This window comes from Acetobacteroides hydrogenigenes (assembly GCF_004340205.1).
Taxonomy (GTDB): Bacteria; Bacteroidota; Bacteroidia; order Bacteroidales; family ZOR0009; genus Acetobacteroides; species Acetobacteroides hydrogenigenes.
The window spans coordinates 1-15,399 of the sequence record NZ_SLWB01000017.1 but is presented as its reverse complement, the minus strand read 5'-3'; the positions used below and the strand labels follow the sequence as shown (position 1 = coordinate 15,399).

At 44.0% G+C, this 15,399-nt stretch carries 12 protein-coding genes and 1 pseudogene; 4 read left to right on the top strand and 9 right to left on the bottom strand.

Annotated elements, in window-relative coordinates; translation table 11 throughout:
- From CLV25_RS13970 to CLV25_RS13960, 3 genes are read left to right on the top strand one after another with little or no spacing between them, the layout of a single operon-like run.
- Window positions 1-1,659, top strand: a complete 1,659-nt coding sequence (locus CLV25_RS13970; protein WP_131840286.1) for a C45 family peptidase — start codon at window positions 1-3, stop codon at window positions 1,657-1,659.
- Complete coding sequence (locus CLV25_RS13965) at window positions 1,656-2,966, top strand: phenylacetate--CoA ligase family protein (RefSeq protein WP_131840285.1); 1,311 nt, start codon at window positions 1,656-1,658, stop codon at window positions 2,964-2,966. Before CLV25_RS13970 ends, CLV25_RS13965 begins: the two co-directional genes overlap by 4 nt.
- Before the next feature lie 19 nt (window positions 2,967-2,985).
- A complete protein-coding gene (locus CLV25_RS13960; RefSeq protein ID WP_131840284.1) occupies window positions 2,986-3,567 on the top strand; it encodes a hypothetical protein in 582 nt (193 codons plus the stop codon).
- A gap of 207 nt (window positions 3,568-3,774) precedes the next feature.
- Here the strand turns inward: CLV25_RS13960 and CLV25_RS13955 are convergent, their stop codons facing one another.
- The 8 genes and pseudogenes from CLV25_RS13955 to CLV25_RS13920 form a co-directional block, all read right to left on the bottom strand.
- Complete coding sequence (locus tag CLV25_RS13955; RefSeq protein WP_131840283.1) at window positions 3,775-4,908, bottom strand: metallophosphoesterase; 1,134 nt, start codon at window positions 4,906-4,908, stop codon at window positions 3,775-3,777.
- 351 nt (window positions 4,909-5,259) lie between these two features.
- A complete protein-coding gene (locus tag CLV25_RS13950) occupies window positions 5,260-6,645 on the bottom strand; it encodes a RagB/SusD family nutrient uptake outer membrane protein (protein ID WP_131840282.1) in 1,386 nt (461 codons plus the stop codon).
- 25 nt (window positions 6,646-6,670) lie between these two features.
- Window positions 6,671-9,772 (bottom strand): SusC/RagA family TonB-linked outer membrane protein, encoded by a 3,102-nt coding sequence (locus tag CLV25_RS13945; RefSeq protein WP_131840281.1) that lies wholly within the window; start codon window positions 9,770-9,772, stop codon window positions 6,671-6,673.
- A gap of 241 nt (window positions 9,773-10,013) precedes the next feature.
- Window positions 10,014-10,892 (bottom strand): annotated as a pseudogene (locus CLV25_RS13940) (tetratricopeptide repeat protein); the annotation flags it as partial.
- Window positions 10,893-10,919: 27 nt separating this feature from the next.
- On the bottom strand, window positions 10,920-11,813 hold the full coding sequence (locus CLV25_RS13935) for a tetratricopeptide repeat protein (RefSeq protein ID WP_131840279.1): 894 nt from the start codon (window positions 11,811-11,813) through the stop codon (window positions 10,920-10,922).
- 161 nt (window positions 11,814-11,974) lie between these two features.
- Window positions 11,975-12,583 carry a hypothetical protein gene (locus tag CLV25_RS13930; protein WP_131840278.1) on the bottom strand — a complete coding sequence of 203 codons (609 nt, stop codon included), beginning with the start codon at window positions 12,581-12,583 and terminating at the stop codon, window positions 11,975-11,977.
- Window positions 12,584-12,588: 5 nt separating this feature from the next.
- Complete coding sequence (locus CLV25_RS13925) at window positions 12,589-13,368, bottom strand: outer membrane beta-barrel protein (RefSeq protein WP_131840277.1); 780 nt, start codon at window positions 13,366-13,368, stop codon at window positions 12,589-12,591.
- Window positions 13,369-13,474: 106 nt separating this feature from the next.
- The gene (locus CLV25_RS13920) at window positions 13,475-14,104 is read right to left on the bottom strand and encodes a MarC family protein (RefSeq protein ID WP_131840276.1); all 630 of its coding nucleotides are present in this window, start codon (window positions 14,102-14,104) and stop codon (window positions 13,475-13,477) included.
- Window positions 14,105-14,246: 142 nt separating this feature from the next.
- On the opposite strand from CLV25_RS13920, the gene CLV25_RS13915 reads away from it, so the two are divergent.
- The gene (locus CLV25_RS13915) at window positions 14,247-14,864 is read left to right on the top strand and encodes a hemerythrin domain-containing protein (RefSeq protein WP_165877090.1); all 618 of its coding nucleotides are present in this window, start codon (window positions 14,247-14,249) and stop codon (window positions 14,862-14,864) included.
- 20 nt (window positions 14,865-14,884) lie between these two features.
- On the opposite strand, the gene CLV25_RS13910 is transcribed toward CLV25_RS13915, so the two are convergent.
- A complete protein-coding gene (locus tag CLV25_RS13910) occupies window positions 14,885-15,202 on the bottom strand; it encodes a hypothetical protein (RefSeq protein WP_131840274.1) in 318 nt (105 codons plus the stop codon).
- Window positions 15,203-15,399: the final 197 nt, after the last annotated feature.

Below are 15,399 nucleotides of genomic sequence, written 5' to 3'. Positions count from 1 at the left end.
ATGAAGAGAACTTTAAAGTATATATCCATTGGATTGCTAGCAATTTTTGTTTTGCTAGTTGGAACTATTACGGTACTTTATATAAGTGCTGATATGGGCACTCCTAAGGTTTCGGTTAACCTGAAGAATTACCAGGTTTTGGACACCAATGGTTTTAGAACCTGCAATGGGAATTACCTTCGTCAAAGCGAGAGCGGTCTTTGGGAGGCGTATATCCATGGAGATCCTTTAACTAGAGGCGTTGCAATGGGGCGTTTATCTCAAGACCTGTTAGCTTATCAAGAAAAGGTATTTGTCGATCAGATTAAGGAGATCATTCCTTCTGAGAGCTACCTGAAGTTCCTTCGTTTCTTTACCGTTGTCTTCAATAGGAATCTGGGCAAATATATTCCAGAGGAGTACAGAAAAGAGATATATGGAATTTCTCTTTCATGTACTGATGAGTACAACGCAATAGGGACTCCTTACGAGCGACAGCTAAACTACCATGCAGCACACGATATTGGCCATACCATGCAGGAGTATATGCTGGTGGGATGTAGCTCTTTTGCTGTTTGGGATAAAAAGAGCGAGGACTCTTCGCTACTGGTTGGGCGTAACTTCGATTTTTATGTGGGCGACGATTTTGCAAAGAATAAGCTTGTTTCTTTCGTAAATCCTCAAAGTGGCTATAAGTTTGCATCTGTTGGGTGGGCCGGAATGGTAGGTGTTCTTTCGGGGATGAACGAGGCTGGCCTTACCGTTACCATTAATGCTGCGAAAGGCGACATTCCTACGTCGGCGGCAATGCCGATTTCTATTCTTGTTCGCGAGATACTTCAGTATGCCTCAACCATCAAAGAGGCGTACGCAATAGCACAGAAGCATCACACCTTTGTATCCGAATCGCTCCTAATCGGTTCGACAAAGGACGGTAAGGCTGCAATTATCGAAAAAACTCCATCGCAGATTGGGCTATTCGAAAGCAAGAGCGATCGTATAATATGTACAAATCACTATCAGTCTGAGACCTTTAGGAACGATCCGAAGAACATTGAAAATATTGCAACCTCCGATAGCCCGTACCGATATAGGCGTTTGGAAAAGCTTTTGGAGGATAAGAAACCGCTAAGTCCGAACTTGGCTGCTAAAATCCTTCGAGATAGGTTAGGCGTGAACGGAGAGGATATCGGATTGACCAACGAGAAATCGCTCAACCAGTCCATCTGTCACCATTCCGTTATCTTTAAACCGAAAGAGGGTTTGATGTGGGTTTCTACCACTCCATGGCAGTCGGGCAAGATGGTGTGCTACAGCTTAAAAAAGATATTTGCAAATCCCGATTTTAGCAGAGAACTTGCCGATAAGAAGCTGACTATTGCTGTTGACTCTACCTTTATCCGAAACGACTATGCAAGAATTGTTGAGTTTAGGGCGTTGGCTAAGCAAATCAAAAAATCTATTAGTACAGACAGTCCGTTAAGTGCCGATTCGCTGAATAAGCTAGTGGCTGTAAATCCGAATATGTACCACACGTACGAGCTACTTGGAAACTATTACGCCCATTTCGACAATCCCGCAAAGGCTGCCTATTACTGGAGGATGGCTCTTAAAAAGGAGATTCCTCGGGTAAATGAACGCGAATCAATTGAGAAAAAGATTAAAAATCTCAGCAAATGAGAAAGGATCAAAACATTCAATTTTTGTCTCCCGCGGAGATAAAGGCCTACCAAGAGGCTCGTCTTAAAGAGGAATTGGTATATCTTCAGTCCAAGTCGAAGTTTTACTCGCACATGTTTAGCGAGTATAAGATAGATATTAGCAAGATAGAGCATATAGAGGATTTGGCTCACCTGCCGGTGACCACAAAGCGCGACCTGCAGCTCCACAACGAGGACTTTATCTGCGTGGATAGAAGCGAGATTATCGATTACGTTACCACATCGGGCACGCTTGGCGATCCGGTTACCTTTGCCCTTACCGATGCCGACTTAGACCGCCTAGCCTACAACGAGGCTCTTTCGTTTACCACGGCTGGCTGTTCCAAGCAGGATATCATTCAGCTGATGACCACCATCGACCGTAGGTTTATGGCTGGGCTTGCCTATTTCTTAGGAGCAAGGGAGTTGGGCTGTGGCGTTATTCGAGTAGGAAATGGCATTCCAGAACTTCAGTGGGATACCATTCGACGTAATCATCCCAGCAGCTGCATGGTGGTTCCTTCGTTCCTCCTTAAGCTGATAGATTTTGCAGAGGCAAATGGAATAGACTACCTCAATAGCCCACTAAAGAAGGCTATTTGCATTGGGGAGTCGCTTCGGAATAACGATTTTTCGTTGAATACTCTTGGAAAGAAAATCAGCGAGCGTTGGCCAACACTTGCTCTTCATTCTACCTATGCATCTACCGAAATGCAGTCGTCGTTTACTGAGTGCGAATGCCATAATGGAGGGCACCATCAGCCCGAACTTATAATCGTTGAGTTTCTCGACGATAACAATCGTCCGGTTAAGGATGGAGATGCAGGTGAGGTTACCATTACTACGTTAGGTGTTAAGGGGATGCCGTTGTTGAGATTCAAAACTGGAGATATTTGCTACCATACCATGGAAAAGTGTGGTTGTGGACGACAGACGATGCGCTTAAGCCCTGTTTTAGGGCGCAAGGGGCAGATGATTAAGTATAAAGGTACAACCCTTTATCCAACGGCCTTGTATGATGTGCTTGATAACATTCCTGATGTGAAGAACTACATTGTAGAGGTGTACACCAACACGCTCGGAACCGATGCTATCTTGGTAAAGGTGGGTAGTGAGAACCATACGGAGGAGTTGGTTAAGCATATTAAGGATTCGTTTAGGTCAAAAGTACGCGTAGCTCCTGATATCGTTTTTGAACCAATTGAAACTATTGCAAAAAAACAGCTGCCCAAAATGAGCAGAAAAGCTATAAAATTTGTAGATTTCCGCGACAAAACAAAATGTTAACATTTAAATGCAAAGGATTATGAAAAAAGTTTTATGTGCAGCATTGTTGCTGTTTTCTTTTGTTTTTGCATTCGGACAGTCGAATCAATCTGCCAGTATGAAGGATGTAAAAAACATTACCTTCTATGGTGTCGATTTCTCTATTTCGAAGGCATATGGTGTGGTTAACACACCTTCGGAGCTTAAAAAAGCTTATACTGGCATTAACGGTCTTTTTATTACCGAATCTAAGAAGTTCAACGTTCCTTCTTTCTTTAAAAAGGACGAGGTTACTAACAACTTTGATTTGGTTAATAAGCTTAACGATGAAATGAACGAATCGAGCATGATTGTCAACAGCAAGAAGCCTGTTATTGCTCCAGAACAGCTTGCCGCTCATGTTAAGAGCTACAAAACCGGAGGTAAGGGTGTTGGGCTTGTATTTGTTGCAGAATGCTTGGATAAGCAGTTCGAAATAGGATACTACCATGTAGTATTTTTCGATGAGGCAACAGGAGATATTTTATATACAAAGGCAGTATCGGGTAAGGCTGCTGGTTTTGGTTTAAGAAACTACTGGGCTGGCTCAATCTATAAGATTATGAAGGATTGGAGGTACTAAAAAGTATAAATTAAAAGGAAGATGCCGGGATTTATCCGGCATCTTTTTTTTGCTTTTAGGATAGACTTAAAAAGAAGTAGGGAGGGAACTAATATATTTACTAGTTCCCTCCCTGTTCACATTCTGCTAAAACTATGAAAAAGAAGGAGGTCTATTGTAATCAATACAAACGACAACCACTATTTTGAATGCTGTATTATTGCAGATTTACTTTAGTAGAGTTGTAAATCCTTTATCATTAATTACTGATATTTTCGAGTTTTCTATAATTATCGCACGGGCTTTCCCTACACTGCGGTTATGATTGTTTTTTACGTTTACATCTATAACTTTTCCGTTCTGGTGTGTGGAGATTTCTTCGAAGATGGTATGCCCAACAACGATACGCTTTACGCCGTACTTTGCCAGAATCTCATTTAGAGTTTCCTTTTCGATAGGAGAGTACTTCTCATCGCTTTTAACAAGACCGCGAAACCATATAGGGCCCTTCGTGTCGAGGAGAAAGAAGGCCAACGAGCTTTTATCCTCCATGTTGTTTTTGCCAACGCCAAGGTAGTGGCGCATGGTATTGTTTACCACATCGAGCGTGAGGTTCTTTTCTAAGAACTCCTTGCTAAGTCCTGCATGTACGAAAAGGTTGTCGCCTATCTTCTCGATGAAATTTTTTGATCGAATCCATCTGCCCAGCTCGGTATTTTGGTCGAAAAGTTGCTTATAGTCAATTTTGAGGTACTCCGAAATATCTTCATACTTATCATCGGTATACTTGTAGTTGCCCGAAAGTACCATATCCTCATGATTACCAATAATGTAGTGTAGTTTTCCACCTGCTAAGGTCGATTCGTAGTCGAGCTTATAGCATAGCCATAGGATTGGGAGTACGTCGACACCACGGTCGAAAACATCGCCGATAATAACAAGGTGGTTGGTGCCGTATATCCATTCGTACCTGTCGTTAATAACCTTTCCTGCTTTAAGAATGGAAACGAATGCGTCAAAATCGCCATGCGGATCGGATAGCACAAAGGTTTTGGTTGGTTGAGGATAAGTGTTGGCTGGAATGGTAATTGGATGTAGCGAGAAGGTAAAATGATGGTTGGCTTCCTCGGAATATACTTCGAAGGATTTGGGAAGTGCACTGTCTGAATACCGGATGTTGGATACCTCGCCCTTATTGTTTGCCGTAATAACGTTTACCTCTTTCTTCTTATAGTATATATAGGGACCATCGGCATGGTAAATGTCCTTTTCATGCTCGTGTTTGTCTGCTAGTACTGCAAGGCACGATAAAAGGAGAATAAGAGAAAAAGTTGTCTTAAGATTTAAAAACTTGGTAATCATAGCCGTCTATTGATTTGAGTGCTGGTTTTCTGAACTATTTGTTTGCGCACCATAGTTCTTTGCTGTTGATACAATCTGTCGCTTGTGCTTTATTCGTACTTTGATCTAGTATTTAGGTGCACGATGTACTCGTATTTACCTTCTTCAGGTGGCAAATTGTGAAATTTGGAGATATTTTTTACAACTCCGTATGATCGATTATGTTTGAAATGGGAAAAACGTCATCATGGATTAATAGGCGGTTAACCGTATGTATTTATTGTTGTAAAAAGGGGGAAGTATAAGCTGCTATTTTCCTTCCCCCTTCAGTTTGTACAATATTTATTTATAGTTGAAAAACCTCAATAAAGACTAATACCCAGAATTTTGTTGATCTCGCATGTTAGGGTTGGCATCCATTTCGTACTTTGGGATAGGAAGTACTATCTTGTAGTAATCCCAATTGAACTTCCTAGCCGCATCAGTAAGTGCAGTAAGGTGCGATTTCCCCTTTCTTTCGATGGTGATGCCATTTCGCATGGCATCGAAGAAACGATGACCCTCGCCAAAGAACTCTTTTCGGCGTTCAGTGAGCACCTGGGTGAGCGTTACTGTTCCGGTTACTGATTTTTCGGGATTTGCTCTAGTTACAATTGCATTCAGATATTTTAGCGCCTTGGTGTTATCGAGGCTTTTAACAGCTGCCTCTGCTGCTATTAAGTAAACCTCCGAAAGACGAAGGACTGGCACGTCAGACATACGCGTATCTTCATCGGTTCCGTTTCCAATGAACTTTAGCAGGTACTTACTGGGGACTAACAGATTTCGGACATCCTTAGCATCCTGTTTTAAAAGCGTTTTAAAGTCATCGGAAGCAATAATATCCTTATACCCTTTTTCGTAGTATAGATATCCGATGGATTCGTTACTAGCGTTGTCTGTAACCGTATTGATTATCTTGAATAGCACCTCTGTATCTAAGCCGCCTACCCATGCCGTAACGTATTCGGCATTAGTCCAAAGGCGATACTTGTTGGCTAAGGCATCTGTAATGGCTTCTTCAGCCATTGCTAAGGCATTTACGTTATCGTTCTTGTAAAGATAAACGCGTGCTAGAAGGGCTTTTGCTGCAACTTGCGACATTTTCCCTTGTTTTTTAGAGTTGGTGAGAAGTGGGATTGCCTCCTTAAGATCCGCGATCACCTGATCGTAGCATTGAGCAACGGTACTACGCTTTGGTCTATCGAGATAGCTAGGGGCTTTTAGCATAATTACACCACCTAACGATGCTCCATTATCCTTGGTGTAAGGATATCCGTAAACGCGAGTAACATCAAAAAGGGCCAATGCGCGAAGCGCTAATGCTTGCCCTTTAATATCGGCAGGAACAAAGTTGGGGTCGGCTGCAAGAATATTATTTGCAAGTCGAATAACCTTATAAGGGAACTTCCATAACGATGTAGGAGCGTTATCCTTATTGTACTGAAACAGGTAAAAATCGGCGCAGCGCTTGGTGTTGCTATAGGCTTGCGCATCTTCACCGGTAACGTCGCCGTAGTAGGTCATGCGGGCGCCATAGTACTCGTAATTCTGCATTGTGCTATATATACCATTAATGGCATACTCTGCATCTGTTGTTGATCTTATCGCCTTATCTGTTTCTACTGCATATTGTGGATCTAGGTTCATCCAGGTATTATCGCAAGAGCAGAATAGTAAGGACATCGTCAAATAGAGAAATATATTTTTCTTTTTCATGATTGTCTAGTTTAATGCTATTGAATTAGAAGTTGAGTTCAACACCAAAGGTCAGCGTTTTTAACGGAGGCAGCTCGAAGTAAACAGAGCCACTTTCCGGTACTTCTGGATCGTAGTCGTCGTAAGCAGCCCAAGTGAGGAGGTTGGATGCCGAAAAGAACACTCGTGCCTTGGTTAAGCTGATTGATTTTGCCCAACGAGAAGGAAGCGATGCTCCAACGGTGAAGTTTTTAAGCCTTAGATGGTCGGTGCTATGAACACGACGTGTAGAACTCCAGTCGCTCATTGCCATGCTGTTATCAACGATAAAGATTTCGTACTTTGCATGATCTCCTGCCTTTTTCCATCTATCTCTATAGTATGTAGGTATGTTGCCATCAGGTTCGCTACCGCCATGCTCGAGCTTTTGAGCCCCATTGTCGTACGAATACCCACCTAATGAATAGCTAAACGTAAAGCCTAGATCAATAAACTTGTAGTTGATATAGTTGCTTATCCCTCCTGTTAGTTTAGGGCTAATCGACTTGCCAACAATAGGGTTTGCCTTCGAAGGGTCTTCCGTAATATCCTTTACCAGTTTGCCGTTGGCATCTACAGTGTTGGTGTAGAACTGAGGCATTCCGTTTGAAGGGTTAATGCCAGCAAATTCTCTAAGGTATAATGTATAGTAGGGAGATCCTACTTTGCGGATTTGGCTTCCGCTTGGTATTTGTTGTTGAACTCCATCTAGGCGAAGAATTTCATTCTTATTGTGTGAAATGTTGATAAAGGTCGTCCAATTGAAATCTTTTTGCTGAATATTGGTTGTCTTTATATCAACCTCGATTCCCCTATTGAGCATTTGTCCTTCGTTAGTTAGGATGGTTGAGAAGCCAGATGTGAGGGTTAGTGGTTTGTCTATAAGCAAATCTTTTGTTTTTCGTTGGTACCACTCGGCCGTAAGGTTAATGCGGTTAAATAGGGATAGATCTATACCCAGATTTATGTTATAGTTTGACTCCCAAGTTAGGTTTTCGTAGGCGATTTGACTTTCGGCAATGCCAGGAACACCGTAGTAGTCATTCCCGTAGCTGGTAAGGTTTAGGTATCCGTAGTAGTCTGAAGGAAGAGTTGCATTAACCCCGTATGATGCTCGAAGCTTCATGTCGGTGATGATATTACTGATCGAGTTCATAAAATCCTCGCCCGTTACACGCCATGCGCCAGATACTGACCAGAAGTTTCCCCATCGATTTTTGCTCGCAAGCTTAGAGCTACCATCGCGGCGGAAGCTTCCACCAAGGTAGTACTTGTTATCGTAGTTGTAGTTTAGCTTCGATATGTACGAAACCATTCGGGTTTGTCTGAAGTAACCACCCACTGCGTATGGAATGGAGCCATTTTCGATATCCCTATCGTTGATGCTGGGAAAGTTCTTTTTAGTGCCGTAAAGCTCATCCCTGAACTTAGAGTCAACTTCGTAACCGATAACGGCATCGACGTTATGCTTTTCTTTGAATGTTTTTTCGAAGGATAGGATATTGGTCCAAACCCAGTATTTACGATCGCTGTATACCTTGTCGGTTCTACCGTTGTCCTTTGCACCGTCCGAGGTTCTTGGATCGCGCCAGCTTCGGCCCTTGTTTATGGAAAAGTCGTAGCTAAAGGTGCTCTTAATCTTCAAGTTACTGGTAAGGTCGTAGCTTCCGAAAACGGTGTTGAAAGAACGGTTGATCCACTCTTTATCGTAGTTTAAATCAGCGGTTGATTTAGGATTTCTATCGCCGTTGCGAGGAAAGTCGGTTGCGTAGCTGCCATCCTGATTGAATGGAGCATTGGAAGGTGTAACTGTGTTTTTCGACGAGTATAGAGGAGAGGTGTATACGCTACCTTCGGTATTTACATCCTGTTGAACTTCGGAGAAGAGAATGTTAGCCCCAAGTTCTAGCTTTGGAGTCATTTTGTAGCTAACGTTTAATCTTCCAGAAATTCTCTCGAGTTCAGATTGATACGAAACCCCTTCTTGTTGGGTATATCCAATAGAGGTGTAGTACTTTAGCTTATCGGAGCCTCCTGTTGCCGATACTTCGTAGTTTTGGTGAAATCCTTTTCTAAATAGAATATCTTCCCAATCGGCCCAGCCATTCCATGGCTTTGGAGCATATTCGTCGATCTTAGAGTCTGCATAAGTTTTTGCGTCTGCAGCGCTAAGATCATTCTGGATGGTTGCTTGGTTGATTAATCCCTCGTAGATAAGGTTTCTACGCTCTTCTCCTCCCATAGGAGTCCTGTACCTCGTGGCAAAATCAGTAAAACCCCAGTCGCCCTTAAACGAGAAGGTTGGCTTTCCTGATTTTCCGCTTTTCGTTTTAATCAAAATTACGCCGTTGGCTGCTCTCGATCCGTAGAGCGATGCTGCGGCTGCATCCTTAATGACGGTGATGTTTTCAATATCGGAAGGGTTGATGGTAGACATGATGTCAAGACCTCCATTAGAAGTACCCAAGGTGCTTATGTTCCCCGAGGTTACGGGTACGCCATCGATTACGTATAGCGGATCGTTGGAGGCGTTGAATGACCCCATACCTCTAATACGAATTTGGGCTGCAGAACCAGGCTGATTGGAAGAGCCTGTGAGTGTAACTCCTGTAGCAACACCTTGTAGCATCTGGCTTAGGTTGGTGGTAGGGATATCTTTTAACGCTTCGGTCTTAACCGAGGCTGCCGATCCTGCATAAGCTGACTTCTTGTACGTTCCGTAGCCGGTAATGATTACATCTTCTATCATCTGGGCGTCGTCTTCCATGGTAATCGTTATAGGTACTCCATTGCGTGGAGCCGCTATTTCAACGCTTTTCATTCCCACAAACGAGACAATTAGCACTTTGTCATTGGGACCAATCTTAAGAGTGAACGTACCATTGTTGAGGGTTGCTACACCCTTACCGGTACCTTTTACAGCAATGGTGGCCCCTACAATTGGATTTCCAGATTTGTCGACAACTTTTCCTTTTACCTCAGTGGATTGTTGCGAGTTAGGTGGTAAGATTTCCTTGTTCTCCTTTGCGACCGAGGTCTCAGCCTGGCCGATCAGTGCTACAAGCAGCATGCATGCGAATGCAATTGATTTGCGCGTAGTAATTTTCATAGATCTGGTTTTAATTAGATTTTAGGTCTAACGAAGTGTTTTTGTTAGGCGTAGTTCATGGCAAAATGAAAGGCGCACCATACTAAATAGGAGGCATGGCTAGTACATTTCTCTTGCAGAACAAAAATTGGTAAATGATATTGATGGCCGTTATTTTGGAGGGTAACAAGGTACATACAGCCGGCCTGTCTGTATGATACAATTGTGATACAAGAAGTGTAAATTCTAGGTAACTACTTGTCTACATTGTGGCTAGAAAATCACATGTGCAAACTTCGCTGTTTGATAAGCCTAATTTCTTTCGAAGGCGAGTTCGGGCTACATTGATGCTGTGGGGCGTTTGTCCGGTAATTGTAGAGATCTCCTTGGTGTTCATGTTGAGCTTAAGGAAGGCGCACAACCTTTTCTCATTTTGGGTAAGATCGGGAAAAGAAAGGAGCAGCTTTTGGTAAAATTCGGGATTCACAGCAATAAAGCGGTGCTCGAATTCATCCCAGATTGCTTTCGAGGTATTTTCTCTTTCTAAATCATGGATTATTGAAGATAGTTCGCGGCGAACATCGGTAGAGTAAGATGTAGAACGGGCGTAAAGTTTTTGAATAATTGCCTTATTGGTTTCCTGTTGCTGGATCATTTGGAGCGAGTGGAGGGCCAACTCCCGGTTCTTCTCGTTTAGATCGGTTTCTACCTTACATTTTTCCTCTTTTAGGGTATGCTGAAGCTGGATGTGCTTCCTAACAATGCTTTTGTGCTTATTGCGGATGTAGTGTATGGTTAAAACAAATGAAATGCAGATCAGAATGAAGATTACTAGCAGGAAAAAGGATTTTTGTTTGGCGCTGTTTCGCGACATCTGATCTTTGCTGGCCTCAAAGTTCATCTCCAAGCGGGCGATCTCTAGCGATTTTTGGCTGTTGAGTATTATCTCTTGCAGGTTGAGGTATTGGTTCTGATATTCTAGCGCTTTCTGGTACATCCCTGCTTTTTGGTAGGCTTCGGCTAGCTTATCGTAGGATTTTAGGATGCGTTCGTGTAGCTTGTACTGTTTTGCTAGGCTTAAGGCTTTACGGTAAAAGTATACCGAAGAATCGATTCGGCTAGTTGCCTTGTAGTAATCTCCAAAGTCGTTATAGTTCGAAACCTGATTTCAGGGGTCGAAATTTTTGGAAAGATAGTATTGAGCTTTTCTTAAAGCAGCATACGACTCCTTGTACTTCCCCATTTTAAGGAGTACTCCTCCCACGTTGCCATTATATATAGCAATGGATTTTGTGCTTAGCTTCGATTTCCCTATGTTGCTTTTATGGTAAAAATCTAGGGCTAGCTCATTTTTGCCCATCTCGGAGTATATGGTTCCAAGATTGTTAAAAGCAGAAGAGATGCCTTCGCTGTAACCCAATTCTTGGCTTATAGCCAACGTTTTTTGGTAGTATGCTAAGGCTTTATCGTATTCTCCAAGGTATTTGTAAAAGCTTCCGATGTTGTTATAGCATCGGCGTTGACCCATTAGATCCTTCTCTTCGATGTAGAGGTTTAAGCCTTTAACGGTTGCCTTGAAGCCTAAGTCAAAAATCCCTACTTTTTTGTAGCAATCTCCAAGCTTGTAGTACGCTTCGGCCAGATTAAGTCTGCTATTATCTTTTGAAAATAGGGCTATCGCCTTTTTATAGCATGCAATGGCCTTCTCGTACTGGTAGTACTTTTTCTCTAGCGAGGCCTCGCTAATAAGTACCTTTCCGAGGAGTCTAGGATTGCAATCTTTGGCAAGCAAAGCTTTCGCTACTTCGATCTTCTCGAAAGAATGAATTGCATTTTTGTCGGAGAGGATGCTTTTCTCGGAGATTAGGCTGTCGATTTTAGACTCAAGAAGCTGCGCTTTTTCCGTTTTATGATTGTTGTACGAGAAGATTGCTGCTAATGCGGTAACAATTGCTACCGCCAAAGCGATTATTGTAATAGAGAATGAAAGTCGTTTCTCTTTTACGGGTACGAGTAACGACTTAATCGATTCTCTTAGCTTGGAGTTCTTCCCTTTAATCATAGTGCTGCAAAATCTGATGGATTTAGCTGTTTACTGCTGCATTTGGCTTTTGTTTGCTGCAGAGTTTTTGGCGCATCTGCTTCAAGAGTCCAATAATAACAAAAATAAGGGAATAGGCAATGTTTGCCTTATTGCAACCTCAATGTTTGTTGTGCAGCTGCCTATATCGGCTGATAGGTAAAGTTGTACCCATTCTTCAATCCGACATCAAACCTGCCATCGGAGATGCTGATGAGGCTGCCGTTTTGCATTGCGCTTAATTCGAAGTAGCCCGAGAGGATCATTTCGGTATACTTTCTATCTATAAAAATCTTTTGTACCCGCTGAAAGGTAAGAACTCCTTGTCCGACCGAAAGCTTTGTTCGTACGCCGTTTCTTTCGAGGTAGACCTGAAAGGAGGGATCGTTTAGCTGGTAGCTTTTCCCGTTGAGTAGGGAGAAATCTTCGGCGTTTTTGAGGAGGATGCTCGATGTTTTGACGATGAGTGAAACCTTCTCGTCGTTAGAGTGGAATTCCTCGTAAATTTCGCCGTTAAATTGAAGTTCGGTGGTGGTGCTATAGGCAATTGCCTTAAAGGGGAGCGCATTGTCGTTGTAAATGAAAACTTCCCTATCGAGGTAGGCCCCAAAGGTGTTGTAGCCCCATTCGGTGTAGGCGGGTAGCCTCGAGTCGTCGGAGTCGGGGATAAAGATGGACTTTTTTAGGTCGGACTCGCGGCTGCATGAGCATAGGGCTACAGCGGCTAGTAGGAGGTATGCTATTTTTTTCATCGGTTTTACAGTATTGGATAGTAAATGTAGAGCTGTGCGCCAATGCCAATTCTATTCTTTGCAAAGGTAGAGGCATTGGTGCTGATGATGTAGGAGGGGGCGTTGAGCTCGAAGCTTACGTTAACGCCATCGGTGTCGCCCAGCTTGAAGCCTAACCCTGGATTAAAGGTTGTAAGCACCGACGAGGGCGTTCCTATTGCACGGCCAACCTGCTGCTCGTAAGGGTTCATGGATGTGGTAAGAAAATCGACGGTGTTTTTATTGCCAACTCTCATGCTGAAATCGAATCCCAGCTTAAAGAAAAGCCTAAAGAAGCGAGGTCTTGTGGTGTAAAAGCGAAAATCGAGAGGAATACCGAGGTAGTCGGCCTTTTGCGTTACCTTTTCTACCTGAGCGTACTCCGTATTGGTGCCATTCTGGTTGTACAGAACGTAGAACTTGGTTTTGCTGTAGCTAAACCAGGAGTCTCGGTTAATTTCGCTTTTAACCTGCGTATAGCGGATGCCGGTGGAAATGCCTAAGTATCCGCTAGAGGAGAGCAGCTCGGCTTTTATCCCATAGTAGGTTCTGTGGGTGCTCGTGCGTAAGTCGTAGCTTCCGGATTGGTCGAAAAAGGTAACCGATGATGTGGCCCTAATGGCATCGTTCTCTTTTAGGTCGGTGCTGTAGGTGCTGGTTCCGCAGTCGATGCCAAGGCTTAGCCTTTTTAGCTCCTGGCCTTGAGCTGCTGCGCTAATGCTGATTGCCAGCAGGGTTGTGTAAAGTAACTTTTGAGGTTTAACCATATGTAAAACGTGTTTGTTTATTGCTTAGTTGGGCTGTTTTGTGCGTGCGTTAGGCCGCCTAAAACTCCATCGGCATAAGGGGATGCTTGCGATAGGGCATTTGTTGCTATATGATTCCAATGGCATCCAAGAACTCCTTAATTCCGTTAAAGCACATTTGTACTCCGATGGTGGCAATTATAAGGCCCAGGATGCGGATCAGCGGCGACATCAGGTTGAAGCGGTTGAGGAAGCCTCCTAGGTATTTGGAGTGCACCATGATAAGCGCGTTGGTTGCAATTACGGCAACAATGGCCACGATGGTTACCACCACGCCCTCCTGGTTGGGAAGCGTAACCGCTGCGGTTATGGTTCCGGGGCCTGCAATCATGGGCATGGCAATGGGCACTGCCGAAACATCGTTTAGGCGCGTTTGGGCATCGAGCCTAATGAGGATGCCCTGCTGCAGGGCAATAAAGCCGTTGTAGAGAAGCACAAATCCGCAGGTAATGCGGAAGGCGTAAAGGTTTATGTTGAAAACATAGGTGAAAATGGCGTTGCCCAGCGCCAAAAAGAGCAGAAGAATAACCAGCGCAACGGCATTCGACTTTAGGGCTACATAGCGGCGCTCGCGCTCGCCCAGCTTCGCGTCGAGCGAAAGCATGACGAATATCTTTTGTATTGGGTTTACCAGCGCCAGCATGGTAACGTATACCGAAAGGAACTGTTCGGCTCTGATGCTAAATAGGCTCTCCATCGTTAACGGCTATTTGAGTTTTTCGAAAGCGTTGCCTTATGCTACTGCCCGCGTAAAGGTAGCAAACATTGGTGGTGGATGCGCCTTTTGCGCTACGTTTTTGCAAGGGCGCACGGTTTGGCAAATAAATGCTAAAATGGGAATGCGGCGCAACAACCTGAGGCTGTACGCTGTTCATAAGAAAAAGGAGTTCCAACACCCTGTAACACGTAAGCGAATGAAGACGGCTAGCCAAAAGCTCCTGCACGAGCATAACGCAATTCTGGTTGCTCTGGAGGTGATCGAAAAAATGTGCCTCCACGCCCAAAACAACAAGAGCGTAGACCCTGAGGACATCAACGAAATGGTAGATTTTCTTACCGTATTCGTAAACAACTGCCACCACTGCAAGGAGGAGAAGCACCTATTCCCGGCCCTCGAGGAGGTGGGCGTTAAGAACCAAAACGGACCGATAGGCATGATTCTTGGCGAGCATCAAAAGGAGCGCCTATTCATTCGGCAGATGCAGGACGCCATTCGTGATGGCGAAATCCGCAGGGAGGAGTTTGTAGAGGCCGCCTCGGCCTACATTAGCCTGCTGCGGACTCACATCGTAAAGGAGAACATGGTTCTATTTCAGATTAGCGATATCAAGTTCACCGAGGAAACCCAAAAACGGCTGCTCCTAGAATTCGAAAGCATCGAGCGGGAGGTTATTGGCGAGGGCCGTAAGCAGGAAATCATCGCCTCCATTAAAGCGTTTAAGAAAAAGTACGCGTAGCAAAAGGCGGCAGCGAAAGGTCACGGGCTATGCGCCCATTGATGCGAGGTGTATGGATAGCCCCAGCTGCGTGAATACTTCCGCGTAACATGGTTTGGCGCCAGCGTAACACTCCTTACGATCAGCGTAACAGGAATTATTGCTGGCGTAACACTCTTCACGATTAGCGTAACAGGCATTATTGCTGGCGTAACACTCTTCACGTTTAGCGTAACAGGCATTATTGCTAGCGTAACATTCTTTACAGTCAGCGTAACAGGAGTTATTGTTAGCGTAATACTCTTTACAGTCAGCGTAACAGGAGTTATTGCTAGCGTAACACTCTTCACGATCAGCATAACCGGGAATATTGCCAGCGCATCATTCTTTACGACCAGCGTAACGGGGAGTATTCACGGAACTGTGTCTACCATATTTTCTCGGAAGCAGGAATTACACCTGCCTTTTAGGTTAGGCCTCTTATCGGAGCAAGGGTGGCGAGGGAACGGAGCCACTTGTATACCCTTGCTCCGATAAGAGGCCTAGCCTTCCTTTG